Origin of the sequence: Brevibacillus ruminantium, assembly GCF_023746555.1 — a bacterium.
Taxonomy (GTDB): Bacteria; Bacillota; Bacilli; order Brevibacillales; family Brevibacillaceae; genus Brevibacillus; species Brevibacillus ruminantium.
Window position 1 is genome coordinate 1,790,629 of the sequence record NZ_CP098755.1, and the last position, 25,980, is coordinate 1,816,608.

At 41.3% G+C, this 25,980-nt stretch carries 25 protein-coding genes and 1 pseudogene; 11 read left to right on the plus strand and 15 right to left on the minus strand.

Annotated features, from left to right (window positions below; all coding sequences use genetic code 11):
- Positions 1-360: 360 nt before the first annotated feature.
- Positions 361-1,570 (minus strand): annotated as a pseudogene (locus NDK47_RS08725) (IS256 family transposase).
- Positions 1,571-1,797: 227 nt separating this feature from the next.
- On the opposite strand from NDK47_RS08725, the gene NDK47_RS08730 reads away from it, so the two are divergent.
- The 5 genes from NDK47_RS08730 (at position 1,798) to NDK47_RS08750 (ending at position 9,044) form a co-directional block, all read left to right on the plus strand.
- Positions 1,798-4,017, plus strand: coding sequence for an MrcB family domain-containing protein (locus tag NDK47_RS08730; RefSeq protein WP_251874440.1), 2,220 nt, complete (start codon positions 1,798-1,800; stop codon positions 4,015-4,017).
- The gene (locus NDK47_RS08735; RefSeq protein ID WP_251874441.1) at positions 3,989-6,406 is read left to right on the plus strand and encodes a DUF2357 domain-containing protein; all 2,418 of its coding nucleotides are present in this window, start codon (positions 3,989-3,991) and stop codon (positions 6,404-6,406) included. The genes NDK47_RS08730 and NDK47_RS08735 overlap by 29 nt, the downstream gene beginning before the upstream one ends.
- 65 nt (positions 6,407-6,471) lie before the next feature.
- Positions 6,472-7,302 (plus strand): nuclease-related domain-containing protein, encoded by an 831-nt coding sequence (locus tag NDK47_RS08740; protein ID WP_251874442.1) that lies wholly within the window; start codon positions 6,472-6,474, stop codon positions 7,300-7,302.
- A 20-nt stretch (positions 7,303-7,322) separates the two neighbouring features.
- A complete protein-coding gene (locus NDK47_RS08745) occupies positions 7,323-7,685 on the plus strand; it encodes a nucleotide pyrophosphohydrolase (RefSeq protein WP_251874443.1) in 363 nt (120 codons plus the stop codon).
- A gap of 249 nt (positions 7,686-7,934) precedes the next feature.
- Positions 7,935-9,044, plus strand: coding sequence for a DNA cytosine methyltransferase (locus tag NDK47_RS08750; RefSeq protein WP_251874444.1), 1,110 nt, complete (start codon positions 7,935-7,937; stop codon positions 9,042-9,044).
- Positions 9,045-9,084: 40 nt separating this feature from the next.
- Here the strand turns inward: NDK47_RS08750 and NDK47_RS08755 are convergent, their stop codons facing one another.
- From NDK47_RS08755 to NDK47_RS08765, 3 genes are read right to left on the minus strand one after another with little or no spacing between them, the layout of a single operon-like run.
- Positions 9,085-9,738: a hypothetical protein gene (locus tag NDK47_RS08755; RefSeq protein ID WP_251874445.1), complete on the minus strand. Its 654-nt coding sequence runs from the start codon at positions 9,736-9,738 to the stop codon at positions 9,085-9,087.
- Between the two features lie 5 nt (positions 9,739-9,743).
- A complete protein-coding gene (locus tag NDK47_RS08760) occupies positions 9,744-11,372 on the minus strand; it encodes an AlwI family type II restriction endonuclease (protein WP_251874446.1) in 1,629 nt (542 codons plus the stop codon).
- A gap of 4 nt (positions 11,373-11,376) precedes the next feature.
- A complete protein-coding gene (locus NDK47_RS08765; RefSeq protein WP_251874447.1) occupies positions 11,377-11,874 on the minus strand; it encodes a hypothetical protein in 498 nt (165 codons plus the stop codon).
- 126 nt (positions 11,875-12,000) lie between these two features.
- On the opposite strand from NDK47_RS08765, the gene NDK47_RS08770 reads away from it, so the two are divergent.
- On the plus strand, positions 12,001-12,420 hold the full coding sequence (locus tag NDK47_RS08770; RefSeq protein WP_251874448.1) for a very short patch repair endonuclease: 420 nt from the start codon (positions 12,001-12,003) through the stop codon (positions 12,418-12,420).
- A 17-nt stretch (positions 12,421-12,437) separates the two neighbouring features.
- On the opposite strand, the gene NDK47_RS08775 is transcribed toward NDK47_RS08770, so the two are convergent.
- Together NDK47_RS08775 and NDK47_RS08780 are read right to left on the minus strand one after the other, a co-directional pair.
- On the minus strand, positions 12,438-13,001 hold the full coding sequence (locus NDK47_RS08775) for a transposase (RefSeq protein WP_171506468.1): 564 nt from the start codon (positions 12,999-13,001) through the stop codon (positions 12,438-12,440).
- A gap of 1 nt (position 13,002) precedes the next feature.
- On the minus strand, positions 13,003-13,797 hold the full coding sequence (locus NDK47_RS08780) for a transposase (RefSeq protein ID WP_251873633.1): 795 nt from the start codon (positions 13,795-13,797) through the stop codon (positions 13,003-13,005).
- 417 nt (positions 13,798-14,214) lie between these two features.
- Here NDK47_RS08780 and NDK47_RS08785 point away from each other — a divergent pair, with 417 nt between their 5' ends.
- Positions 14,215-14,691, plus strand: a complete 477-nt coding sequence (locus tag NDK47_RS08785; protein ID WP_251874449.1) for a ribonuclease H family protein — start codon at positions 14,215-14,217, stop codon at positions 14,689-14,691.
- Positions 14,692-14,831: 140 nt separating this feature from the next.
- Positions 14,832-16,180 (plus strand): IS3 family transposase gene (locus NDK47_RS08790; RefSeq protein WP_251870391.1). Its coding sequence is split into 2 segments (ribosomal slippage): positions 14,832-15,276 and positions 15,276-16,180, totalling 1,350 coding nucleotides; the frame shifts between segments, so codons are not numbered across the junction.
- A gap of 55 nt (positions 16,181-16,235) precedes the next feature.
- Here NDK47_RS08790 and NDK47_RS08795 read toward each other — a convergent pair.
- Together NDK47_RS08795 and NDK47_RS08800 are read right to left on the minus strand one after the other, a co-directional pair.
- A complete protein-coding gene (locus NDK47_RS08795) occupies positions 16,236-16,568 on the minus strand; it encodes a hypothetical protein (protein ID WP_251874450.1) in 333 nt (110 codons plus the stop codon).
- The gene (locus NDK47_RS08800; protein ID WP_251874451.1) at positions 16,546-17,217 is read right to left on the minus strand and encodes a hypothetical protein; all 672 of its coding nucleotides are present in this window, start codon (positions 17,215-17,217) and stop codon (positions 16,546-16,548) included. The genes NDK47_RS08795 and NDK47_RS08800 overlap by 23 nt, the downstream gene beginning before the upstream one ends.
- 160 nt (positions 17,218-17,377) lie before the next feature.
- On the opposite strand from NDK47_RS08800, the gene NDK47_RS08805 reads away from it, so the two are divergent.
- Positions 17,378-17,719, plus strand: a complete 342-nt coding sequence (locus tag NDK47_RS08805; RefSeq protein ID WP_251874452.1) for a helix-turn-helix domain-containing protein — start codon at positions 17,378-17,380, stop codon at positions 17,717-17,719.
- 150 nt (positions 17,720-17,869) lie between these two features.
- Here NDK47_RS08805 and NDK47_RS08810 read toward each other — a convergent pair whose 3' ends face one another.
- The 7 genes from NDK47_RS08810 to NDK47_RS27805 form a co-directional block, all read right to left on the minus strand.
- Positions 17,870-18,118, minus strand: coding sequence for a hypothetical protein (locus NDK47_RS08810; protein WP_251874453.1), 249 nt, complete (start codon positions 18,116-18,118; stop codon positions 17,870-17,872).
- Between the two features lie 173 nt (positions 18,119-18,291).
- Positions 18,292-19,200: a tyrosine-type recombinase/integrase gene (locus NDK47_RS08815; RefSeq protein ID WP_251874454.1), complete on the minus strand. Its 909-nt coding sequence runs from the start codon at positions 19,198-19,200 to the stop codon at positions 18,292-18,294.
- A gap of 925 nt (positions 19,201-20,125) precedes the next feature.
- Positions 20,126-20,821, minus strand: coding sequence for a BlaI/MecI/CopY family transcriptional regulator (locus tag NDK47_RS08820; RefSeq protein WP_251874455.1), 696 nt, complete (start codon positions 20,819-20,821; stop codon positions 20,126-20,128).
- Complete coding sequence (locus NDK47_RS08825) at positions 20,821-21,003, minus strand: helix-turn-helix domain-containing protein (protein ID WP_251874456.1); 183 nt, start codon at positions 21,001-21,003, stop codon at positions 20,821-20,823. Before NDK47_RS08825 ends, NDK47_RS08820 begins: the two co-directional genes overlap by 1 nt.
- A gap of 158 nt (positions 21,004-21,161) precedes the next feature.
- Positions 21,162-21,404 (minus strand): hypothetical protein, encoded by a 243-nt coding sequence (locus NDK47_RS08830; RefSeq protein ID WP_251874457.1) that lies wholly within the window; start codon positions 21,402-21,404, stop codon positions 21,162-21,164.
- A gap of 2 nt (positions 21,405-21,406) precedes the next feature.
- Positions 21,407-21,610: a helix-turn-helix domain-containing protein gene (locus NDK47_RS08835; protein WP_251874458.1), complete on the minus strand. Its 204-nt coding sequence runs from the start codon at positions 21,608-21,610 to the stop codon at positions 21,407-21,409.
- Positions 21,603-21,788 (minus strand): helix-turn-helix domain-containing protein, encoded by a 186-nt coding sequence (locus NDK47_RS27805; RefSeq protein ID WP_407653396.1) that lies wholly within the window; start codon positions 21,786-21,788, stop codon positions 21,603-21,605. The genes NDK47_RS08835 and NDK47_RS27805 overlap by 8 nt, the downstream gene beginning before the upstream one ends.
- Before the next feature lie 533 nt (positions 21,789-22,321).
- On the opposite strand from NDK47_RS27805, the gene NDK47_RS08840 reads away from it, so the two are divergent.
- Both NDK47_RS08840 and NDK47_RS08845 read left to right on the plus strand, forming a co-directional pair.
- On the plus strand, positions 22,322-23,833 hold the full coding sequence (locus NDK47_RS08840; RefSeq protein WP_251874459.1) for a recombinase family protein: 1,512 nt from the start codon (positions 22,322-22,324) through the stop codon (positions 23,831-23,833).
- Between the two features lie 111 nt (positions 23,834-23,944).
- Positions 23,945-25,891, plus strand: coding sequence for a DUF2075 domain-containing protein (locus tag NDK47_RS08845; protein WP_251874460.1), 1,947 nt, complete (start codon positions 23,945-23,947; stop codon positions 25,889-25,891).
- Positions 25,892-25,980: the final 89 nt, after the last annotated feature.

The window sequence follows — 25,980 nt, forward strand, 5'->3', positions numbered from 1 at the left end:
TATTCCTCTTAGTGACATGGGGATGGTAACCCTTGCCTTTTTCCTCCCAAACATGTCGTTAGTTCGGTTAAGGAGTATTTGGAAGAACTTTTTGGTTCAGTTTCTCCTAAAGGGCTTATACTAGAATTTTTTGCTATTATTGCGACATCAGACTTGACTGTTTTAACTGATACCACATATGTAGAGAAAGATAACGGAACAGCATCACAACTAGCGTTAGAGGGCTTTTAATTGGTGCCGAAGTGGTGCCAAACTTATTATCAGATGGTATCTGAGGATATTTTAGATGAACGGAAATTGCTTTATCATACGGATTCGGGTCTGTCCAGTATTTTGTGTAAACCCTTTTGGAATAAAAAACTAGCGTAAGTATTGACCGATCCGATCCGGGAAGAAAACGGAGAGCTGGAGGAGCATTTGCCCCCAGTTCTGCACTCGTCCAGTCCACTTCCTGGTGACATCCATGGTAGCCAAATAGAGCATTTTGAGCAGAGCTTCATCGGTGGGGAAAATGCTCTTGCCCTTCGTCACTTCCGGAGTTGCCGATGGTAACTCTCAATCATATTGGTCGTATAGATCAATTTACGAATCTCTGGTGGATACTTGAAAAAAGTAGCTAGTTCGTCCCAGTTGGTACGCCAAGAGCGAACGATGAGGGGATATTTGCTACCCCATGTTTCCTCAAAACGATCCAATTCCAGTAAGGCAGCCTCTTCTGTTGCCGCTTTGTAGATTGGCTTTAAATCCGCCGTTACTTTCTTGAGATCCTTGTAAGAAACATAACGGGTCGAGTTGCGGATTTGATGAATGATGCACTTTTGAATCTCCGTATTCGGATAGCAGGCAGAGATGGCCTGAGAGAAGCCCGTTAGGTTATCCACGCAGGTGATGAGAATATCCTGAACCCCACGGTTCCGTAAGTCGTTCAATACGCTCAGCCAGAACGTTGCGGATTCATTCTCTCCAATCCACATGCCTAATACGTCCTTGTTGCCGTCCAAATCAATGCCAATGACCATATCAGCCGATAGCACCGTCTTGCTTGACTTTGTAGGGAATGGCGTCCATAAATACAACCGCATAGATGCTTTGTAGCGGTCGGTTCTGCCATTCTTTGATGAGTGGCACGATCTTATTCGTCACATTGGAGATCATGGTAGGAGAAACGTCAATTCCATACAGATGGTTCAGATGGTCCTGGATATCCCGTGTGCTGACACCTTTGACATACATGGCGATGATTTGGTCCTCCATGCCGGTAACGGTAGACTGATGCTTTTTCACGATAACGGGCTCAAATTCGCCATTACGGTTACGTGGCACCGCGATCTCCACCTCGCCGTATTCGCTTGTCACCGTCTTCTTTGTCTTCCCGTTACGGCTGTTTGTTGTTTTCTTTCGCTTCACATCGTGCTTTTCATAGCCGAGTTCCGTGTCAAGCTCCGCCTCTAGCATGCGACTGCAACGTTTCTGCAAACAGTTCCTTCAGTGCCGACTGCACATCGTCCATCGTCTTGAGGTTGTTTTCCTTCACAAACGCCTTCACTTGTTCCTTACTAAATCTCACCATGGGTGTCATCCTCTCAAACCATCCTTCTCTTATTGTCATAGGTTTTGAGAGTTTACACAGAATATTTTACAGTCCCTTGACAGACCCTATCGTGCCGCTTACCATTCAATTGCCTTTATAAAATAGTAAGGGCTTTTTTATTTCTGAGAACAACGAAACCCACCACCCCCCCTCCCTAACAATATTTGCTATAATATCCACACAACCCTAATTACCGGAGGAAGCAAATGGCCTTACCCATAGCCCTTACAAATATCTTCAAACACAAACAAAAATCATACAAAATGGTCCTAGTCCTCTGCCTTCTCGACGAACTAAAAAAAGGAAACCCATCCGTGACCTTGGACACTCTCAAACAAAAATTCCTCACGTACTACCAAAATCGAGAAGCGCAAGGACTGGTAGTTGATCCACCACCCTCAAAACTTAGTAAACAATGGCGCGAGATTACCTTAGCCCAAATCCACCACATCATCCAGACGCCGATCCAAGCTCTATCTCAAATTTTAATAAATGATCGCGACCATAAAGAGTATGGCTTCCGACCAGAAATTTTAGAAGAACTACGTACACCACAAATCCAAGAACTGAGCGAGTACACGACACAAGAACTGGAGAAATACTTTGATCAACTGAATCCATCCGTTCCATTGCGTGATTATTTAGATACAATCCTATCTACCTACCTGGAAACGAAGCTACAGCCTTTCAAAGAGAACGATCTCGGAAAACTAGTAAGACAGACGATTCCAATTGATCTTTCAAAACTGCCGTTCTTCCCAGATGAATGGAAGGCGCAAGGGTCTGTAGGACAAGGTAATTGGGCAGATGTACCTTGGATTGCGATTATGGATAAAAGAATCACTACCACTACACAACAGGGTGTCTACGTCGTCTATCTCTTTTCCCAAGACATGAGTGCAGTTTATTTAACTTTGGCCCAAGGTGTAGCAGAACCGTTAAAACAAGGAAAAAGAGTGGGGTATGAGTATTTAAGAAGAAAGGTTCAGGAGATTCGCTCCATTATTGCCCTAGACGGCTTCCAAAAAGATGAGAACATTCAGCTAACGGCGAAGGGGATTGGAGAAGATTATCAAGTATCCACGGTAGCCTACACGAAATATGAAGCAGGCAACTTGCCATCTAATCAACAACTCCTGACCGATCTGCATTCGATGCTGGAGTATTATCAAGAGTACGTGGAATACAGCCTAGCAGATGATACAACTACAACAAGCGAATCCAGTATATCTTCTAGTAAGAAGGAGCCACTCCTTGTGAATGATTCAGACGTAAGAGAAACGATAGATACCATTAAAACATACATACGACAAAGAGGTTTCCACTACCCTGATCATTTGATCGAAAACTTCTACCTTTCCATGAAGACAAAGCCGTTTGTAATCCTCGCGGGTATTTCAGGTACGGGGAAAACGAAACTAGTGAAACTGTTTGCCGAAGCTCTCGGAGCAACTAGCGAAAACAGGCAATTTCGACTTATCCCGGTTCGACCAGACTGGAGTGACCCATCTGACTTGATCGGGTACAAAGATCTTACGGGAACTTTTCGGCCAGGTCCACTGACAGAGGTTCTCGTAGAAGCATCTAATCCAGATAACGAGGATAATGTCTATTTTATTTGTCTCGATGAGATGAACTTAGCACGTGTGGAACATTACTTTAGTGATATCCTCAGCTTGATGGAAACACAGGAGCGTAAAGATGATCGCATTGTTACGAATCCACTAATCTCGACGAATCAGTTGGGCGAAGATGACCGTGTTTTCTATGAGGGACTGTTCATTCCAAGTAATGTCGTGTTGATTGGTACCGTTAATATGGATGAAACGACGCACCCATTTAGCAAGAAGGTTTTGGATCGTGGGAACACGATAGAATTTAATTATATCCAACTTGATAATTTTCCTGATGCCGAAGAAATCTACGAATCAGATTCAGAGCGTGGGGTACCCGCATCTTTTCTGTCAAGCGAGTACATTACACTACAAGAGGCATACAAAGATTATTCGAATCTTATCAAGGAATCTACTGAGAAGCTGATAAAAATTAATCTCGTTCTCGAAAATATCCACGCACACATCGGGTTTCGTGTAAGAGATGCGATTTGCTTTTACATGGTTTACAATGAACGTTTTCATCTGATGACAAAAGACGAAGCATTTGATTTTCAATTGCTACAAAAAATACTGCCCCGCATACAGGGAAGTAATTTGTCTGTGAAACGCACGCTAATGGAGCTCTTGAAAATCACATTGGGGGATCCCCGATTACAAGTGGACGAGCTGATGGGAGATGCTGCGTTGTTATACGAGTTAGATTTGCAAAAGGAATATCCAAACGCACCATATAAGCAAAGTAGTAGAAAACTACTCTATATGCTCCGGAGGCTTGAAGAAGATGGATTCACATCGTTTTGGGTCTCTTAGAGAAAGTGTAGAGTTGTTGCGAATCGAGACAGATGTCTTTGACCTTTATATAAAGGGCAAACCGTTTCATCCAACCGTAGAGAAACTGCAGCTTCATCGGGAGGACAGCTTAGAATGGGAGCCAGCGACGTTACGGATATCCAGTGATTCTCGGCTACTTACGATAAAATCAAAGCTTGTTTTTTCACCCATCACCGGTGCTTTGACGAATATAGAAGAGGGGGAAGCATTCCCCATCTTTTTCGAAACACAGTCGTATGAATTTGTTCTGGTGCGTAAACAGGAGAAGGATATCACTTTTTTTCATGAAAATGTTCATCTTCGCCAGGCTGTAAAGCCTCTTGGAAAAGATATTTTATCTGGAATATTACATTTTCAAAATGAAGTTGGATTGACTGAAATCGTGATTCAAATGAATCGTCAGCCAGTTTTAAAAATTGAGCTCGAAATCTTTCCCGTTAAAATGGATTACCGCAGGGATTATCAAAACATCTTACGTGAAGTGAATGAACAGGTGTACAACCTGGCTTTCGATTTCATGCGTAAGACACATCAAATGACTGGGCTTACCGAGACTCATTCACAAAGTTTGACTGAATTTTACTCGATTCTACAACATGTCTTCCAACAATTAATGGGTGCGATCGAGAGAATTAAAGCAAACCCTCACCATAAGCTAGAAGCCCAGCAAAAAGTCATGGACGCATCTCGGGTAAAGCGGGTGAGCAGGCATAATCAAGCGTTTCTTAGCAAGAATCCTCACACCCTAATAGAAGATCATGCAAACGGATTTTTAAGAATTCAGGACAAGCTGTACCGTCCGTCTTTATTAAAAGAAAGTAGACGAGTTATTGATTACGATACGGTAGAGAATCGTTTTGTTCGCTGGATGCTAGTAAAGATCGTTGCAAAACTAAAAGAAATTCGCCTCCGTGTTGAAACAAGTAGCCGTAATCGCGACGAGGTATTTTTACAAAAGCTTGATCGGATGGTAGAACAAATAAGGCGGGTACTACAACTCGATTTTCTAGCTGCCGCAACAGGGATGAGTCAGCTGTCTGTTACGTTAGTTTTGCAAATGGCTCCCGGATATAGAGAAATTTATAAAGCGTATCTGACCCTGATGAAGGGGCTGACGATCCAAGGGGAGCTCTCGAAGCTGTCCATGAAAGACTTAGCGAAATTGTACGAATACTGGTGCTTTTTGAAAATCAATCAAATCCTGAGTAAGAAATACAAGCTATTAAAACAAGACATTGTAAAAGTAAATAAAAGCGGCTTGTTCGTTACATTGGATCGTAGCCAGTCAGCAAGCATGGTTTATGAAAACCCAGCGAACAAGGAGCAGTTTACTCTTTATTACAATGCGCTGCCGTCTGAAGACAGAAGAAAAGTACCTACTTTATCACAGCGACCAGATAATGTATTAACTCTGAAAAAAAGCGACTCTCAACAAGAATTCAAGTATGTCTTTGATGCAAAATACAGACTCAACCCGGCTTACGAAGGAACAAGCTACCATCAGAAATATAAACTTCCAGGTCCCGAGGAAGACGATATTAATACCATGCATCGTTATCGTGATGTGATCGTCTATTTAGATGGCACGACACAAGAATATGAGCGAAGCATGTATGGGGCCTATGTACTTTTCCCTTATCCAAATGAAGAACAGTTTCGTCAGCATCAGTTCTATAAAAGTATTGAACTAATCAATATCGGTGCTTTCCCATTCTTGCCAGGGGCTACGTCTCTTTTCGAACAATTCTTAGATGAGCTCATTTTAGATAGCCCTGAAAAAGCGTACGAACGGTCTACTCGACCACGTGGTACGGATCGCTACTATCAGGATAAACTGGGAAGCAAGAATGTATTGGTTGGGTCTCTGCGAACAGGGCAGTTGGATTTGGCCCTAAAGCACAAATTTTACCATGTTCCTTTAAAAAACCTAAAAGATCATAAAGTATTGACACAGATTGAGTATGTTGCATTGTGCCAGTCCAGAAAACAGTACGGGGAAAATGGAGGTATCCATTGGTACGGCTCCATAACTGACTGGAAAGTAGTGCGCAGAAAAGAGATTTCAGAAAGAATGCCACGTACTGGAACAGAAGAAGAATTGTACGTACGATTCGAAGTCAACGAATGGCTAAAAAGAGAAAAACCAATCCATTTCGGTGGACAAGGAATCTATACCCTCCTTCTGACGACCAAGTACATGTTTGATCGTGCAGATGAAATTAGTGAGCTGCGGCTAGACGATGAAGAGCAGCTAAAACTATGGCGCGAGAAACGTCGTAGTGGGAAAGTAAAAGTTGTCCTAGATCATGAGTATATCGATTTGGCCAAGAAGGTTCGTGTGGAAGAGGTACCGGAGAATCATAAGTAGGGGCGTTTCCTGAAACAGCGCTCCTACTTCCGTTCATGTAGTGATTAATTGGAAAGGATTATGCCATGCTATCTAAAATATTTAATATCTTTAAAAATACTAAAAAACCGATAGAGCAACATGCAATCGAAAAGACGCCAAGTAAGAAGATGGATAACCAAAAATCAATACGAAAAGGAGAGCTAGGAGAGTATAAGGTTACGATTCAGTTAGACCAAATGCCAAAGGAGTATAGGCATTTATCGGACTTACTTCTCCCCAATCCAAAAGCTAAGTCAGGGTATTCACAAATTGATCATATCCTCGTTACCCCGTACGCTATTTTCATCATCGAGACGAAAAACTATTCGGGCGAAATTAAGGGTGGAAGAGAGGATAAGCATTGGACGGTAAATAAGCGATTTAAAATGTTAAATCCCTTTTATCAAAATTATGGTCATATCGAATCTATCCGAAGCATTATCCAGGTAGAGAAAGAGCATTTTGTTTCACTCGTGTCATTTACCAGACGCTGCACATTCAGTGTTGATCCAGAGCTTAGGAAAATTGGCTCAAATGATTTAATCGTATACGATATTGAGCTAACAGAATTTATTCAACGGAAAATCAACCGCTTAAGGGAATTGAACAAAGAACATAGGTTTACCGCGGAACAAATAGAGAGCATGTATGAATTATTAAAGCGTGAAAATATTACAGATTCAAAAGCTAGGGCTTCTCATGTTGAAGGGCTTAAAAGTGGTGGTAAGCTCACGGATAAAAACCATGCAGTTACTGAACATACATGCGTAGACTGCGGGAAAACAGTCACTGAAAAAATCGCCAAGTTTTGTTTGGCAAATCAGTCAAGATTTCAAGGGAAAGTGTATTGTTACGAGCATCAGAAGACCCATTAACGGTTGAATAGGAGAAGATTATGGACGAACGTACAACGATAAGCGACCTTAAATTACGAGTTCAAAAGTTTTGTGAGGATAGAGATTGGGATCAATTTCACAATGCGAAAGATCTAGCGATCGGAATTATTACGGAATCATCTGAGCTACTCGAGCATTTTCGCTTTAAATCCAAAGAGGAAATGGAAGGTTATTTTGTAGACGGCCATAAAAGAGAGGAAATCTCTGAGGAATTGGCTGATGTATTGTTTTTTGTCCTAAGGTTTGCTCAAATGTTTAACATCGACATTACGCAAGAACTCATAAAAAAAATTGAAAAAAATAATCAGCGTTACCCTGTAGAAAAATGTAAAGGCGCGAATAAAAAATATTCAGAGCTGTAGTGTGTGTACATGCAATCTGTGTGGGGTGCGTAAAATAGACAGCTTTCGATGTGGCAGTATTCGCTTAAATACGCAGCTTTCGAACAGCGCGAACAATCTGTAACCCAATCGCCTCTTAACTTGTCAGGATATTCGAGCAATTGATGCGAACGTATTTTCTTAATATCGACAAAATAAGACCTGCCTACTGCTGCTTTTTCAGTTGAAATGCAGTATAATGGATTTATATTTTTTAACGGGGTGAGTGTAATGATTTTCAGAAAAGGTGAGTTCTTTAACGGCCCCGGCGGTCTTGCATTAGGAGCAAAGATGGTTAGGGTTGTTGATAAAAACGGCGTTGAATACAGAGTTGAGCACGAATGGGCTAACGACATAGATGAATCGGCATGTCGTACATTTATTCATAATATTTGTCCTGACCGCCCTAACTCAGTTATCAATAAGGATGTTCGTGAACTAGATATTGAATCACTTGGAGAAATTGACGCGTTTACTTTTGGTTTTCCATGCAATGATTATAGCATTGTCGGAGAGAAAAAAGGATTGGATGGCAATTATGGCCCATTATATACTTATGGAGTCAAAGTTCTAAGGAAATTTCAACCCAAATGGTTTGTAGCTGAAAATGTGTCTGGCCTTCAAAGTGCAAATGAGGGACAGGCATTCAATATGATAATGAGAGACTTAATGGAATCAGGCTACAAAATAACACCACATTTATACAAATTCCAAGATTATGGCATTCCTCAAACCAGACACAGAATAATTATTGTCGGTATCAGAGATGATATAAACAAAGAGTTCAGAGTGCCTGCACCAACACACGGTGAAGGCAGATTACCTTATAAAACTGCAAAACAAGCCCTAACTGATCCACCTATTCCTGCTGATGCACCGAATAATGAACTTACTCGACATACTTCTAAAGTGATTGAATTCCTGAATCATATTCCTCCTGGTCAAAATGCGTGGTTCGAAGAAATTCCTGAACATTTGAGATTAAACGTCAAGGGTGCAAAAATGAGCCAAATATATCGTCGTTTACACCCCGACCAACCGTCTTATACCGTGACAGGCAGCGGCGGCGGCGGTACACATATGTACCATTGGAGTGAACCTCGTGCGTTGACAAACAGGGAACGTGCGCGAATACAAACCTTCCCAGATAATTTTGTTTTTCTCGGCGGTAAGGAAAAAGTCAGACAACAAATAGGAATGGCCGTTCCGCCAGAAGGTGCAAGAATCATTATTGAAGCTATACTGAAAACTTTCGCAGGAATCGAATATGACAGTATTGAAGCAAAATGGAATGCAAATGAATTTGTATTCGAACCCGAACTCGAATTGATTTCTGTATAAAACAAAGGGGTGACTTATTCACAAGTCGCCCCTTTTATTACTAAAACACATTATAAGGATTTGGATATCCTGAAGTATCAAATGGCGGGTTATTTGTTATCCAATGTATAACTTTGTTCCAATCATGTTCTAGATTGTCAAAATGAATTCCGAAATTATCAGCTTGCAATCTAGTATTAGTCTTTGGAATACAACTACCCTTTCGCAAAATTAAAGTATTTTTAACACCATGTACGAGCCTATCAAGTGACGCGCAACCGACTATATCAACTTTGCCGGTTGGTAAATCTTTCACCCTGTCCCAGTTGACAGAAGACATAACGTATAAATGAGAAAGAATTCCTTCCTTTTGGCGGAAATTTAACTTACTCCATTCAATAAGCATCCATCGGCCGCCTTGTCGAGTTCCTTTAACATCAATTCTCCATCCGTTGATAATTGCATCCTGTTTATCCCATACGCCGCGAGGGTAATATTCGAAATCAAGTGCAATCATAATGCCAAAATATTTATCCATCATCTTTGAGAATGCTACTTCTGCGATCTTTCCTATCAAATTGTCACGACCAATCTCGATATGGCTACGAGGAATTGTGTCTGATTGTCCGAATTCAATTTCCTGTTGATTCTTCGCACACTTATAAGAAAACTCAATACACCTATCTAGCTCCTGTGTAGTTAATTCAATAATCACTATGCTTAATTCCTTTCCACTTGATTGGTTGCTACGCGTAAAAATTCACCGACAGTTGAATATCCACGGTTTTGTATTGCGTTCAAAAATAACTGAACCCGTTCATGCTTTGGCAAATCGTTATCAATACAGTAGTCCAAGAAGCCAAGTAAAACATTTGCACTTAGCATAATTCCTTTGATATCTCGGTCGGGAATGGCCCGTTTGGTAAGGGTGCTGATTTTCTCAAGGTTTTTTTCACCACTCCAATCCGCCGCGGTAACGTATCCGAAGAAAGAAACTTGGCGTCCATCATAGCCGTCATAGTTCGGGAGATATTCGGATGCCATATGTGAAGCCAAATGCGCCGACAAAGGAAATTTTGTGCGGTAATTCTTCGCGTCAATAATCCCCATAAGCGAACCTTCGTATTTAAGCAATATCTCGATTTCAGTTTCAACGTTTGCAAGCGATTTGGGACGCATTTCAACTTCGAATCCGATTGCCTTGAAGACTTCGCCCGTTTTATCTTCAAACACAAGATTATCTTGCTCATTCAGATATCCTTCAACAAAGTCATTATTGAGTGCTTGATGCGTGATTTGTTTAAGGTCGTGGGCGTGTTTTTCGGCTTCCTTCGGCGGAAATTCGTTCATAAGAATTTCTTTCAAGTCGTCGTGAGTCAACTCGTCCAAATCGGGATAATCTGATAGTAATTCACGAATCTTATTCGCGGTCTTCGATTTGTTCGTTGCAGGTTTAACGTCTCCGTAACTGCTTGCCTTGTAGCTTTCGATATCCAAACCGTTATTTTCCGCCATGCGTTGAAGCGAAATAAGGTAACGAGAGTTGAACGGATATCGGTAATCGTACATTTCGATTTCTTCGGAAACCTTCTTCGAGTTAGATGGGTCAACACGAAGGGCTTCACCACGAATGTATTCGACAAGACCGGTGTAGTCGCAAATCAACATGAACGTATGTGCCACGTCACCATGCGCGATCTCAAAATCTCTTGCGCCTTTATCTGAACGTTCGCGATGGTCGAAGTTTTCAGCGATTTCTCGCTTCATTTGCGCTTTGTCCGCTGGGCTTGCGCTTCTAAAGGTAAGAATCTTATCCGTTACGGGAGCCAACTGGTTGTCGTTCTGTGCCGTTAAAACGAAATAGGTGATTTCTTCTTTGGTCACGTAGTAGTTTAGTCGGGCTTGATTTGTCAGTTTGATAAGGAACCGTGCTGGACGAATTCGGAAAGTCGATTCAAATTGCGGTCGGAAACCCGATTCAAGAAAGTAAGCATTTGGGATTTGAAGGGTCAGGATTTGTTTTGTTACGTTATCCCGAACCCGTTCACCTTCAAGAATCTTCTTGCCAGCTTTGGTCAGTACCAAGAACCCTTCTTCATCCGTATAGACGTAAGCAAATGTTTTTAACATAGCCGCCCAGGTCCGCCCGCCCGAACCATCATTACTGATGTTTTCGCGTTTTACTCCACGGGCATTCAATGCGCGTTCGTAGTTAAGGTGGGCTTGACGATTGCCCGACCATTGAACGGTAAAACCATTCGTTGCATCCCATAAAGCGAGAAGTGCGTCACGATGGAATTTAGGGTCACGTTCAGGACGTGTGATAAACCAAATTTTGCGTTCTGCCATTTTATCAATTCCCTTCGGCTTTTATTCGATTCATTATTCCTTCGTAGGCTTGAATTTCTTCGTCCGATATAACATCGTGAAGTGTTTTCAGAGCATCAACGTAGAATTTTATATCGACAAAGAACTTGCGTATATCTGGGTCATTTTGCAGTAAATGCCCAACGTCGTTGTTTATGGACAAATCTATAGACACAGAAGCGACTTTGAATAATTCTTCATCGAGGACAGCACGGACTTCGACGGGTTTGAATTTTTCGTTTCCGCTAATAATCTTATTTATGGCGGATATCGACTTTATAAACGTAGATATTCTCATGTCTTCCAGTTCGTTGAATGTTCGATTGAACCAATTGCCGCTTCGCCCTGTACTGCCGCTTAATTGCGAGTGACTGATCTTACGTTCATTCAGTTCTTTGTCTAAGTTGCGGGTGAATCGGTAAAGTAAAACCTTACTGAGCAGTCCTTGCAACAATGCACTTTCATTCGGTACAATTTCAGACATAGCGTACACCTCCCAATCAATTCCAGTATCGTCCGCTGGTTCTAATAGTAAACGAAGTTCTGTCGTCCATAATCAGCTTATGAGGTGATATTTTCGTACAGAAACAATTTTGTTGGGGGTGAGTATATGACTGACATGTTTACAAAAGAGCAACGCTCAAAAAATATGAAGGCTATACGTTCAACGGGGTCAGCGTTGGAGAACAAAGTCACAAAGGAATTATGGAGAAGAGGGTTCAGATTTAGAAAAAACGTCAGAAAACTAATGGGTAATCCTGATATAGCAATCCAGAAGCACAAAATTGTTATTTTTCTTGATTCATGTTTTTGGCATTCGTGTCCAATTCATGGGAATATGCCGACTACAAATGTTGGGTATTGGGAAAAAAAGCTGAAGAGGAACATGGATAGGGATATTGAAGTAAAAGAATATTATTCGAATAAAGGGTGGAAGATTTTACGAATTTGGGAGCATGAAGTGAAGAATGATTTTGAGGGTACATTGGAAAAAATATCGAATTTCATACTCCAGTCCAAGCAATATTAAAAAGGCGCAAAAAAAAACTACGACTGACCAATTAACATACAGTAAGCATTTTCGGCCTGTTCCAGGTACACACTTGGATTCGTTCGGAATCGTCTGCGTTTGGTAGCTTCACTCAAACGAGCAGACCAACGCAGGCGTTCATTTTTAAAATCAAGGTAGTTTACAGACTGAAGTCTACTTAACACATTACTCTGGTGAAGTGCGTCATCGACAAATACGACCATTTCACCACTTCGGAGGATATATTCGTTCCAACTTCTCAGACCCGTCATCCGTCGATGCCGGGTCTTCGTCTGGCGGAAGAAACGCTCATGGTCGTTGTTCGTTCGTGGGACATGCGGATGGTCGTAACACGTAAACAGGCCTTTCCAAAACCCTCGGGAGTAGCTTTTCAGATTTGCAACCATTGGCAAGTCGTCTTTGCTGGTGTACGTCTGTTCAACCCAATCTAACAGATGCTGCATATGAAATCGAACCGTTTCACTTCGTTTATCTATGCTTGGATTCAAGATCCCGGCAACGTGGTGAATCGGTTTGGACCAGCGCATCACGGTAGCATATTGCTCTTCAAAATCATCCAATTTATCGAAAATTCTGATTAGGTTTTTGAGCAGAGAGGGCCCCTTTTTTACTCAGGCATCGTTCGAGGGAAGCCTGAATGGCTCTAGCATTTTCATAAACACGTATGCCCGGTAGATCGAGTGGGGGATTGCCGTCTTCGAGGAGCACAGAACGAATGGCCGCCACGTAATCTTTTGCCACCTCTGCTTCTGTAGAGGCATCGTTTTCGATTCGCTTCTCGACTTCGCGAATACCACGGAGGCTCTTCTTGATTCCTGTCTTGAGCTTGCGGTCTAAATCGACAACAGGCTTTGCAATGTCCTTTAGATAGTGGTATTGGCAGTATTGGTACGGCACGTCCGGCAGTAACGATTCCATGGCCATTCGGATGGATTGTTGACCATCCGTAACGATCCCGATGATGGGAAATCCCAGTTCGATAACAGGCAGGATGAGTTTCTTAAGTTCTTCTGCGGAGCTACTCTTTAGATTTTGTGCAGACAGGATCGTTCCGCTGAATACTTCTCGTATGACATAGAGCGTCTCATTGCCTTTCTCGGGCTGAACACCGTCCATGGAAATCATGATACCGCCACGGTCCTGAACAACTTGCTTGAGTGCTTGCTTGACGTGATCCGTCACGCTAGCGCGGAGCAAGGTAAGATAACGTTCGTACAACCGCTGAGAATTGCGTTCTGACGTGGTTACCCCGCGCTGATTCAACGTTTCCGTAATTTCGCCGATTGTCATATGTTGCTTAAACCGAAGCTGACCAACCAACGCTAGCACGTCAAAACCGTAGGAAGTGTGTTTCATGCTGAGAAGCTCAGCTTCAGCGGATTTGTAATAGGTTCTGGGGTATGAGCAATCTGCGTTGCTGCAAGCATAAGCCATACTCCAAGCTTGGATAACACCGGCAAGTGTGATGACATTCTTTTTCCATGCGGTATGATGTCGCCTGAGTTTCGTGCCACAGTGCGGGCAATGCTGTATCTCTGGCCGAAAGTATATTTTCTTTTCAGGAATGACACGATTCTTGGGTAAAGGCATGAGAAGACCTCCGTCAAATAGGCTAATGACTAACTTCGACAGAGGTCTTGGAAATCCTTGTTAGTTAATTGGTCAGTCGTAGAAAAAAAAGAACAGGCATTATCCTGTAACAGTTTACGAATGGTACTATCGATCAAATAAAATATTTCAAAGTATGATAAGAGTGGGGCTGAAAATCGCCGAATGAACAGTTATAGAAACAATAAATCGCAAATTACTGTTTTTTGCGATGCTTCATGCGATGCTTCAAATAACTCGATTGGTTTGGGCGTGATTGTCGTAGGTATGAGCAAGCATATCGCTGTTTCCGAACTAAAACAGGTAGCCGCTTCTGATCCTTTATTCGGTGAATTGTTGGCAATTGAGTTTAGTATTAAGAGCCTGTCAGAACTTCTCGAATCCAATACTTTTGCTGTAGATAACTTGGAAAGGGCTATAATTTATTCCGACTGCGACATAATAAAACGTTTGCTTTCCAAAACCTTATTATCCAAATCCGTGTACACAGAGTTAATCGATGAAATTATCAATCTACTTCAAAAATTAACTTCTACTTATAAGAACACTGCCTTTAGCGTGAAATACATTGGGGCTAGGAGAAAATTTGCATACTATAAAGCCGCCCATGCCGCGGCGAGGAAGGTACTTGGGAAGGAATAGAGTAAGTTAGCTATTTGGACAGCAATTGCCAATAAATAAATTGCCATCAAAAATAAAAAGGCACAAAAAAACGCTGCTACGGCAAATGAACTGCACCCCATTTGTTAGACATATCTAACATTTGGAGGTGCAGTTTTTCTATGGCCAAATTTACAGCTGACGATAAATTGTCGGCGGCTCTACGCTATTTAGATGGTACAGAGAGTTATGAATCGATTGCTACGACCCTGGGTACAACAGAAAGCGTCGTTCGAAATTGGGTGAAGCAATACGAGCACAATGGTGTAGAAGCATTTAGAAAATCCTATACAAGCTACTCCGCCCAATTTAAACTAGACGTACTCAATTATATGAATCATTTTGGGACGTCTCCGAATGAAACTGCTGCCATTTTCCAAATCACCTCTCCTGCTTTAATCCGGAAATGGAGAATACAATTTCATTCACTCGGAATAGACGCCCTACAATCGAAGAAAAAGGGGCGTCCAACCATGAAAAAAGAAACTAAAAAGGGGATACCTGTTGAGGGCTCAGTCGAGGCATTACGGGAAGAAGTAGAGCGTTTACGCATGGAGAATGCTTACCTAAAAAAGTTGAATGCCTTAGTTCAAAGCAAGGAAAAATTACAAAGCAAGACAAAGCGCAAGTAGTATTTGAGCTAAGGACAGAATTCCCTGTAAAAGCTTTACTGAAATTCGCTGGCATTCCACGCAGTACCTACTATTACTATGTGAAAATGAACAATCGTCCAGATAAACATGCTGAATTAAAAGCAGTGATTCAGGTCATTTACCATGAACATAAAGGGCGCTACGGGTACCGCCGTATTACGCATGAACTGAGGATTCTGGGGTATCTGGTAAATCATAAAAAAGTTCAGAGATTAATGAACAAGTTAGGTTTAAAAAGCATAGTTCGGATGAAAAAATATCGCTCGTATAAAGGGAAAGTTGGCAAGACAGCACCGAATCTATTGAACCGAGATTTCCATGCAGAAAAGCCAAACGAGAAGTGGGTAACAGATATAACTGAGTTTAAGTTATTTGGTGAAAAGCTCTATTTATCACCAATGTTAGATTTGTATAACGGAGAAATTATCGCTTATACCGTTGATACAAGACCAAGATATTCTCTTGTGTCTAAAATGTTGGAACAAGCATGTCGACGATTAACCGCTACAGACAGATTGATGATTCACTCGGATCAAGGTTGGCATTACCAGATGAACCAATACCGACAGGTATTGAAAGACAATAACATCACCCAGAGCATGTCGCGAAAAGGAAACTGTTATGACAACGCTGTGATGGAGAGTTTCTTTGGAACTTTAAAATCGGAATTCTTATATACGCAAGAGTTTGAAAGTGTGGAACAATTTAAACGAGAGTTAGCAAAATACATCGATTACTATAACAACAAGCGAATCAAGACAAAATTAAAAGGTCTGAGTCCAGTGCAATACCGAACTCAAACCTTGCGCACTGCTTAATAAAAACTGTCTAACTTTTTGGGGTCACTTCACAAAACGCACAGCGTTTTTGTCATTATTTCAAGTGGTCAAGAGGCATATAGCCTTTTTCTCCGCTGGATGTTCCTGACGTTACTTTGACCATTGCCCGCCCATTAAGGAAATTCGTTTCAAGCACGAGAACTGTGGTTCCTTCCTGTATCGGAATGACTTCTCCAGACGACATAAATCGTTTCAGAGCGTCAACGTCGAATCTAGCCATAATTTTCATTCCTGCTTCATATGCCTGTTCTGACGGCGCTACATAACTTAGGCTTTTTGTTTCCCTCTCATCCTCAAGTAGGATTGCCGTTGGACTTGATGTCTTTTGTCGTTTCGGAAGAAAGTTATTGCCTGTTTTGTTTATCATGTTGATTTACTATTTCTGCATCTTCCTGCATTTTAGCGACAAAAGAGGGATTTTCTTTCGTAAATTTACTGTTCTGGCTACTTAGCCATTCATAATACTCCTTGAGTTGCTTATCGTTCATGATTTCATCGTATTGTTCCTGCTCCATTTGTTTTTCGATGGTTCTGTCCTTTTCGTTATCCATCGGATCAAGTACAATATACCAATTGCCTTTTACCCTTTTCAAACCATAGGGCGATTTGATGTAAAACTCCCCTTTAGCTTCCGAAAAAGTAAGTTTTGCGGCAACACCCACGACAGCAACGCTTCCAGTTATTTTTGTTCCAAATATTTTTTCTACAGAGACTGATGCTGGATTATGATATATCAGCTTTAAATCGTCTACGGAAGTGGTTTTTTTAGAAATATCAAACAAAAGGGAATGAGCATTTTCATATTGGCGTAGGTTTATAAAATTGAAGTACTTCCTTATGACTTCTTCCGGCGGTTCAATAGCTGGTATTGAATCGTCTTCAACGTTAGCTTGTTCCGCCGCGACATTTATGGGGTTTTTATCAGTCTCGAAACTTTTGTTGATTGAAGTCATTATGCCTACGGCGATTAAAACGCAGAAACAGATAACAACGACTTTTTGAATCCTTCCATACAATGTAACCACTCCTCGGATATAAACTAACCTTATAGATATATCGGAAGTTGCCAATCTTCGTTTGATATTTAAAAATACAATTTTAACTAAAAACTGTATTCAACGCCTGATGTCTCGTGTTCGATTCATTGCCTACACTTTTTCTTAAAGAGGTGGGGTAATGGACGAAATTGCTAAACAGGTTGGTTTACGGATTCGCGAACTAAGAAAGGCAAGAGGTCTTTCGCAAGAAGCGCTAGGGGAAAAGGGGGGGTTTCACTATTCCTACATCGGTCAAATTGAGCGCGGCGAGAAAAACATATCTCTTCAAAATATAGCTAAGATTGCCGAAGCCTTAGAGGTCGGCATACATCAGTTGTTCAGCTTCTCTTATCAACTTGAATCGTTAACCGAATCGGAGCAGACAATTAAAGAAATATTGACGATTCTTAAAAAAATAAAACCGGATCAGCTTGTTAAGGTTCGGAATGTCTTGATCGAAATCTTCGATGATTCGAACTGAGTTCGTGCGTACATGCCATTTCAGAAAATTTGGTACGGAGTAAACAAGGGATACGCTTGTGCAGAACTTTATTTGATGTTCATTCGGCACTGGGTGGGGCCTCTGGAAAATAAAATAGTGCTACATTGGTTAGCAGCACTATTACTATCGCTATATTAATCTATCCAGTCTTTCATTCAACTCATTTATCGTTGGTTCATGGGTGGAGTTTGTCGTATTCGTTTTGCCGCGCTTTATCTCAGCACCATCAAGCAGTATGGATGCATCATAATGTTTATGAAAATCGCTTGGTTGAATGTTATCGTTTTTTAGAATTGAAACTAATTCAGTAAGTATTTGACTGTGACTGTTTAACACCGTTTCAATTCGGTCAAGCTGTTTTTTGATTTTTTTACCCATGCTTTCTATCCGCCCTCCGTAATGTAGTTGACTTGCTTTTACTGATAGTTGCAGAAAAACATATCTTCTCGAATTAAAATACCGGAGATCACTTTTCTTACAGGAATAATGATTGATCTAATCGTTTATGTTTTGTTCTCGAAAATTTAATCTAAATAAGCACAGGCATAATCTCACATGTTGTTCAATGCTTTCAGTTGTTCGGCATGGGAAGGGTCGATGTAAATGGCTGTAGTTTGGATGCTCTCATGTCGCGCCAATCTTCTGATGACTTCAATCGTAGCCCCGCCGTTTGCCAGGTTCTTACAGAAGCTATGTCGAAAACGGTGAGGAGTAATGTCCTTCATATTCGCCAAGTCAGCATATTTATCGAGCATCACCTGTATCCCTCTTGCTCCAAACTTCCCTGATCGTTCAGATACAAACAGGTACGGGGAAGCTGAGTACTTTTCATCGATTAAGCCATGTCGAAGTTTCAACCACTGACGGAGGTTCTTGGAATGTTTGTTCAGCATGGTAACGGCGGCATACTTCCCTTGCTTCCCTTCCCTAACTGTAATCGTAATGTCGCCGTTTACCTTAATATCCTCTAGCTTCAATTCCTCTACTTCTGCCACCCTTAAACCGCAATAGAGCATTAAGTCAATCAGAGCCAAGTTGCGAAGTCGCTTAAAATCGTTGTTTTCTAATTCTACGTAGCTTATGAACCGCTCCTGTTCGGCTTTCGTCAGCCATTTGACTACACTTTTTTCTCCAAGTTTCTCTGTCGCTTGTACTTTTTGAATCTTAATTCGTGACATTGGGTTATCTTTGGTTACGCCTTGCTCCGCAAGATAGGCAAAAAAAGTTTTGAGGGCGGCCGTTGTCTTATTGATAGTTGCCTGTTTCCGATTCAAATTATGTTTCATGAATGATATGTACTCTTTAATCTCGATTGGTTTAACATTACCTAAATTGGCGTGTCCTGTGGTTCCTTCGTACCACTCAATAAATTGCCGCACCGCTGTCCTGTAAGCCTTGACGGTTTTTTCGTCTTTACCTTCATCGTATAACCAATCTAGGAACTGTTCTATCTGATTCATGTTCATGCCCCCATTTTGGAGTGTTCTACGAAGTAAATAATTGAACCTCTATAGTATTCTACGAATAGTTTATCACGCAATCAAGAGTTTTTCAACACAGAATAATAATTCTACGAATAATATACTTGCTAAAAAATGTTGCTTAATCACTTCCATTAGAGGCTGTTGACTTGCCCCCAACTCTCGGTAATACAGTGGTCAAGGTAGTACTGTCTGACATTTTCTTTAATACGAATGCAAAACTTCAATCGCACGAACTTGAAATCGGCATAAAAAATGTAATAGTCAATCCACTAACCAATTCGAGCATTAAAACAATATTTTACGTGCATTGTGACTTAGTTATAAAAATAATCAAGTGACTTATTTCGTGGCAATACAGGCATTGTCCGTTTATTTGCTCCGTAAATTGTTGTAGTTTGCTCCCCGAAAGGCTACCACTAAAAGCCTTATTTTCGAGCAATCGTTGATTTATAAAAACAGTCATCCGCTAGGCGGAGTCAACACCTGAACCCCTCCTATGACAGCCGCCTGTTAGGGGTTTAGAAGCCCTTGAGGGTGGCACAGAGACTGTCAACAATGAAATCCTGACACAAAATAACACTTTAAGTAAAGACCGTCTATACGAGCGTTATCGTTGCCAAGCGGCGGAGCCTCCTATAACAAAGTCCTATAAACCTTTTTTCAAAGAACTGAGCGAAGCTAACTCTCGTCGCCTACAGGCGGCGAGTTTTTATAGATGTACATAATATCTTTTCTCTAAGTGTCTTTAATGTCTTTATAAGTGTAAATAATAGTGGGGAACTTTTTTCCGCCGAGGTCATAAATATAGGGGAATTGTTTTCCTCTATTGAAAACGTCAGCGGAAATGTTTACCGCTTTGATCGGTAAAATTTGCCCCCTTTAGAAGGGGAAATGTTTTCCCCTACACGGCTTCAGACAGCAGCCCTAACTTAGAAGCCTTCTTCATTACGTCGTTGTTAATGAGTTCAAGTAGTTCATTTGTAAAGCTAATAGCGATATTTTCGTAGTCATCGGGAGTATCGGTCAGTCTCAGTAGGTACGGCTTGTAGAACTCCTCTTTCTTGGCTTCTTTCGCCAAAGTATCCACTACTGCTTCTCTCCAAAGACGAACCCCCTCGTCTCCTACAGCCTTGACCCATTCTTTGTCTTGGAGTAGTCCTGCTTTGTAGTAGTAATTTTGAATAAATTCATGGACGAACTCGGAGAGAACAAGATAGGGGTTGTCCTTCAAAGCATCGAATGTGTAGATATTCGACCTGCCTTGCTTGCTTACCTGAACAAACTTCTTTTTCACAAGTTCCTTGACGCACGTTCTAACCGTCCTCTCCGAGATACCAAGTTTCAAAGATACCAAGTCCATTGCTACTTGGCACTTCCCGTCGTCTTTAGCCCACGAATACAGTTCAAATAGAACTAGCTTTTCGTTTGCATCAAGGTAATAGCATCGCTTGACGCTTTCGGGTACAGTAAGATATTTTTCGAGATTCGGCACGATACTACTACTAGCGATAACGGTCCGACCATCACTGCATTGCTTAAACTCGGTTTCAACCATGCGTGCCCCATCGTAAACGATGTTTGCAATGAATTTTTTCATTACTTCCGCCCCCTACGTTTTATATAACCTTCTAATGCTGTGCGGTTTATGATATAAGACGATGTTTTGCCTTCACCGATTTTCTCAGCGGCAAGTTGTTTGGAAGCAATCGCACGTATTATTGTCCTTTGGCTGACCCCTACTATTCTTGCGGCTTCTTTACAGTTAAGCACTTCTTTCATTGAAACCCCTCCACAATTTGTCTTAATTATGACATCGAAGGATAAAAAAATATCCTTCTCACCGTCTCTATCGTTCCATCTGCTCAAATAGTTGCAGAATAATCTGCCCCTGCTACAAAGCCAGCAGGGGCATCCTAGCATCTATTGGCATTTGGTAGCTAATCAGCTTTATCACAAAACAGGGAAATGTCATACCCCATGCTTTGCAAAACGGCTTGCAATTGGGTTTCCTCAACCCAATAAGGGTATTTTCCCCAGTCAACAACATTATCAGGCACTCGTTCGGCTTTCAGAATTCCTTGCTTAACCCATTTCCACACCGTGTCTTCCGTCACGAATTGGGTTTTATTCGAGGCTGAAAGTTTCCGAGAGATTGTAGATAGCGTGTAGTATCTCTCCATGCCTAACGTCTCCCTTCCTCAATGGACTGCTCAATAAATGCTCTTAAATCCGCTTCTCTGACACGCCATAGGGTATTAGCCAATTTCATGGCTTTAATTCGCCCCTCTCGAAGCCACTTGTAACATGTGACCATTTCAATGTTCAACAGGGTTGCGACATCTTCGGCAGAATATAAGCGGCCCAAGAACTTTTCCATGTCATCCATTTTTTTGACCTCCCTTCGTGTTTTCCAGTATGAATTTTCTTAGACTCTCTTGCGGTATGCGGATTGAACCGCCTACCTTGACGCTGGAGAGAGTACCGTTGGCACACATTCCGTAAACGGTTGTATACGAAAGTTGCAAAATCTCCATAACTTCTCGAATGGTGTAAAAGCGTTCCATCGAGCACCGCCCCTTCGGTTTGAATTGGTTGCAATCTCAATATAAGAAAAGGCTCGGCAATATTAACAAAGCGTTGTATAAACACAACATTTTTTCTAACGAAAAATAATCCACGAAGCGGTTACTTTAACTGAGAGGGCGGCAGAACGAAGGCTACCTTTTTTTAAGGTTTCTCAGGATAAAATGTAATCTTATGTATGGAAAATTGCCCGATTTCATCTAGAAAAAATGAACTTCTTTCCTGATTGTTACAGCCATTAGATGGGTTATACTTTTGCACTCCCTTTTTGGAAATCAAAATTAAGCAGTCCATCGCAATTATTTAGACACCTGCCGCGATAGAGAAGGCGAGAAAACCTACGGAGGGAAATCATGAAAGTATCTCGGAATTTCTCTAGCGACAATAATCTGCAAACCTTAATGCTTGAATTACTGAAAGCACGTATTGACACGCTGATCGAGCAGTCATACGATAATGGACAAGCGAATACTGTCACATCTCAAAAACATGCTTCCAGAGGGGGAGAATGCGCATGAGATGTGCTATTTATGCAAGGGTTAGCACTAGCCTCGACAGCCAGAAGGATAGTCTGGAAAGTCAGGTATCGTACTTTGAAAACCACATAAAAGAAAAAGGCTGGGAACTTGTAGACGTTTATGCAGATGAAGGCATTACCGGGACAAGCACAGCCCGCCGCGAAAGCCTAAAAAGGTTGTTGCGGGATGCAGAACGAGGATTGTTCGATGTCGTTCTTATTAAAGCCTTATCGAGATTGTCGAGAGACACGGCAGACACTCTGCATATCGTCCGAACCCTTCACAGCCATAATGTAACCTTGTTTTCATCGAGAGAAGGGGAAATAAACGACGAAATGGTGTTGGCCGTCATTTCTGCGGTCAATCAACGACAGAGCGAGGATACATCATACAACGTCAGTTGGGGCATTGCCGTGAAATCGCGAGAAGGAAAATTTCACGGTACGCCTCCCTTCGGTTACGACAAAGTAAAACCTGGCAAATTAGTTCCGAATCCTGTTCACGCCCCGACCGTTCAGTTGATTTTCAATTTGTATCTGAACGAAGGAATGGGCGTTCAGGCAATCGCCAATTATCTGAATGATAAAGGCATTCTTCCTTCCAGAAAGAACGGAACCAAGTGGCACGACTCCTCGCTTCGGCTAATTCTTACCAATCGCCATTATACGGGCGACTTGGTGCAAGGACGTTCGAAAGTAGACAGCAATGATAAAATCCATCTTCAAAAGAAGGGCTACAAGAAAAGGCATATGATCGATGAGAATGATTGGATTGTCGTTCCTAACACCCATGAACCTATCATTTCTCGCGAGCAGTTTGAAGCCGTACAGGAGAAAATGAAGGAGAAGGCTAAACGAGTGTTCAGGGGAAGAGGTCGAAAATCGTTGTTTGCGAGAGTCGCGTACTGTGCAGACTGCGGCGCGGGGATGAACTTTAAGAACGACCGTCAATCCTATGTATGTTCTACATACCAGAAAAACGGCTCGAAAAAATGTTCATCTCACATCATCAAGCATAACGTCCTGAAACAAGTTGTACTAGACAACCTGAAAGAACTGATTGATAACTCGCTTAACATGCAATCTCTAGTTGACGTAACCATTCAACGAGCAGGAGTGAGAAAAAATAACGCAGTTAAGGAACTCGAAAAAGTTCAACGAGAAATCGGCAAGTTAGATAAAGAAATCGTTCAGCTTACGAGGAAATGGACAAGCGGCGAGATCGATAAGGAGTTGTTCAATGCTTGCTGCGGGGCAATTAATAACGAACGCCAAGCATTAGAAGAACGAATTGCTCGACTTCAAACTGAAATTGCCAACGAAAACGATACGGAATCGCGAGTATCGGCGTTTAAGGCTGAGCTGATGAAATTTGCGGCTCTTGATGTAAACAACGAGGAAATTCTTCGAGACATGATTCACAAGATGATTAACCGTATTGACATTCACGACGACGGTTCAATCGAAATTACTTACAACTTTCAAAACCCACTAAAACAGGGGGCGTAGCCTATTTAGGCTCGCCCCTCCATTCCATCAATATTACGCACTCCACATGTTTGGAATAAGTAGGCTATCTATCTAAGAAAATTCTGAGATTAATAAAATAAGGTGAACAAAATGATTGTTTATGAAGCAACAAAAAACGAATTTCTTGAGGATGTTTTTCATGACAAGCTTGTACAGAACATAAGTAGGAATTACCAAGCCAAGATTGGTCGTATCAATCAGAGTGAGATTCGGGCCTGGAACAATTCTATGCAGTACATGTATAAGGTACTAAATGATAATGAGATACCCGCGGATGCTGGGGTAGCTATTGAGTATAAAGTTCCTTATACATCTAGAAGGGTAGATTTTCTATTATCTGGTTCAGATCGTGACCACCAAGGGTCGGTTGTTATTATTGAATTGAAGCAATGGGAAAGCATTGAAAAAGTGGAGGGGAAAGATGGTGTTGTGAAAACAGCTATGAACCGTAAAGTTGTTGAAACACCACATCCTGCTTATCAGGCTTGGTCCTATGCTGCCTTAATTAAGGACTATAATGAAAACATTCAAAATGATGATATTGAGTTGTATCCATGCGCTTACTTACATAACTATTTAGATGCTGGTGAAGATGATCCGCTCACAGATAAAATGTACCAAGCTTACATAGACCAAGCCCCTTTATTTATAAAAGGAGATGCTGGTAAATTAAGAGCTTTTATCAAACGTTATATTAAGTATGGAGATAACAAAGAAAACCTCTATAAAATTGAAAATGGACGACTGCGACCATCTAAATCGCTACAAGAATCATTGACAAATATGTTAAAAGGCAATCAAGAGTTCATAATGATTGACGATCAAGAAATTGTCTATGAAACAGCGCTTCAATTGGCGAATGAATCAATAAGAAGGAATCAGAAAAACGTGTTGATCGTGGAAGGCGGACCTGGGACTGGAAAATCAGTGCTGGCCATCAATTTACTTGTTGAATTAACCAAACGCAATTTAGTTTGCCAGTACGCTACGAAAAATGCTGCTCCTAGAAATATCTACGCAAGCAAATTAAAACAAGATTATCGTAAAAGTCATATTGATAATCTCTTCAAGGGATCCGGGAGTTACATTCAATCGGAGTGTGATGAGTTTGATGTCTTGATTGTGGACGAAGCGCATCGTCTTAATGAAAAGTCTGGAATGTTTCAGAACCTTGGCGACAATCAAATTAAAGAAATCATTTATGCCTCAAAACTTGCAATATTTTTCATAGATGAACGACAACGTGTAACCTTAAAAGATATTGGCAGTATTGACGCGATAGAGAAGTTTTCCATCGCAAATGAGGCTGTTGTAACAAAGGTACGGTTAGAATCTCAGTTTCGTTGCAATGGTTCAGATGGATACTTAGCATGGATTGATGACGTATTACAAATTCGCGAAACAGCAAATTCCGATTATTTTGGAAGTAACTATGAGTTTCGTGTTTTTTCAGATCCTAATTTGTTGCGTAGAGAAATTGAAAAGCGAAATCAAGTGAATAATCGATCTCGATTAGTTGCTGGCTACTGTTGGGACTGGAAAAAAGAGGGTAAAAACAATCCGAATATCCATGATATCGAACTAGCTGAATATGATTTTGGGATGAGTTGGAACCTGGCTAATTCTGATACGTGGGCCATTAATGAGAATTCTATACGTGAGGTTGGATGTATTCATACAAGTCAAGGCCTAGAATTTGATTATGTTGGAGTGATTATTGGGGAAGATCTGATTTTTCGAGACGGACAAGTACAAACTGATTATACAAAAAGAGCTAAGACAGACAGTTCACTCAAGGGTTTAAAAAAAATGCTGCAGAGTAGCCCGGATGAAGCCATGCGACTTGCAGATGAAATCATTCGAAATACCTACAGAACATTGATGACGCGCGGACAAAAAGGTTGTTTTATTTTTTGTGTAGACAAAGAATTAGAAAATTATTTCATGAGGAGATGGGAGAAAACTAACCACTCGTACACACCGAATGAGTTTTTTACCCCACTTTTAAAAGTAGCTGAGGAGAAAGAAGAATATTGAGGGGATCGCTGGCTCAAAACCAGTCCAGATCACCATGACAGATAACTCGAAAGCCTTGGTAATCAAGGCTTTTTTCTTGTTACAGACAG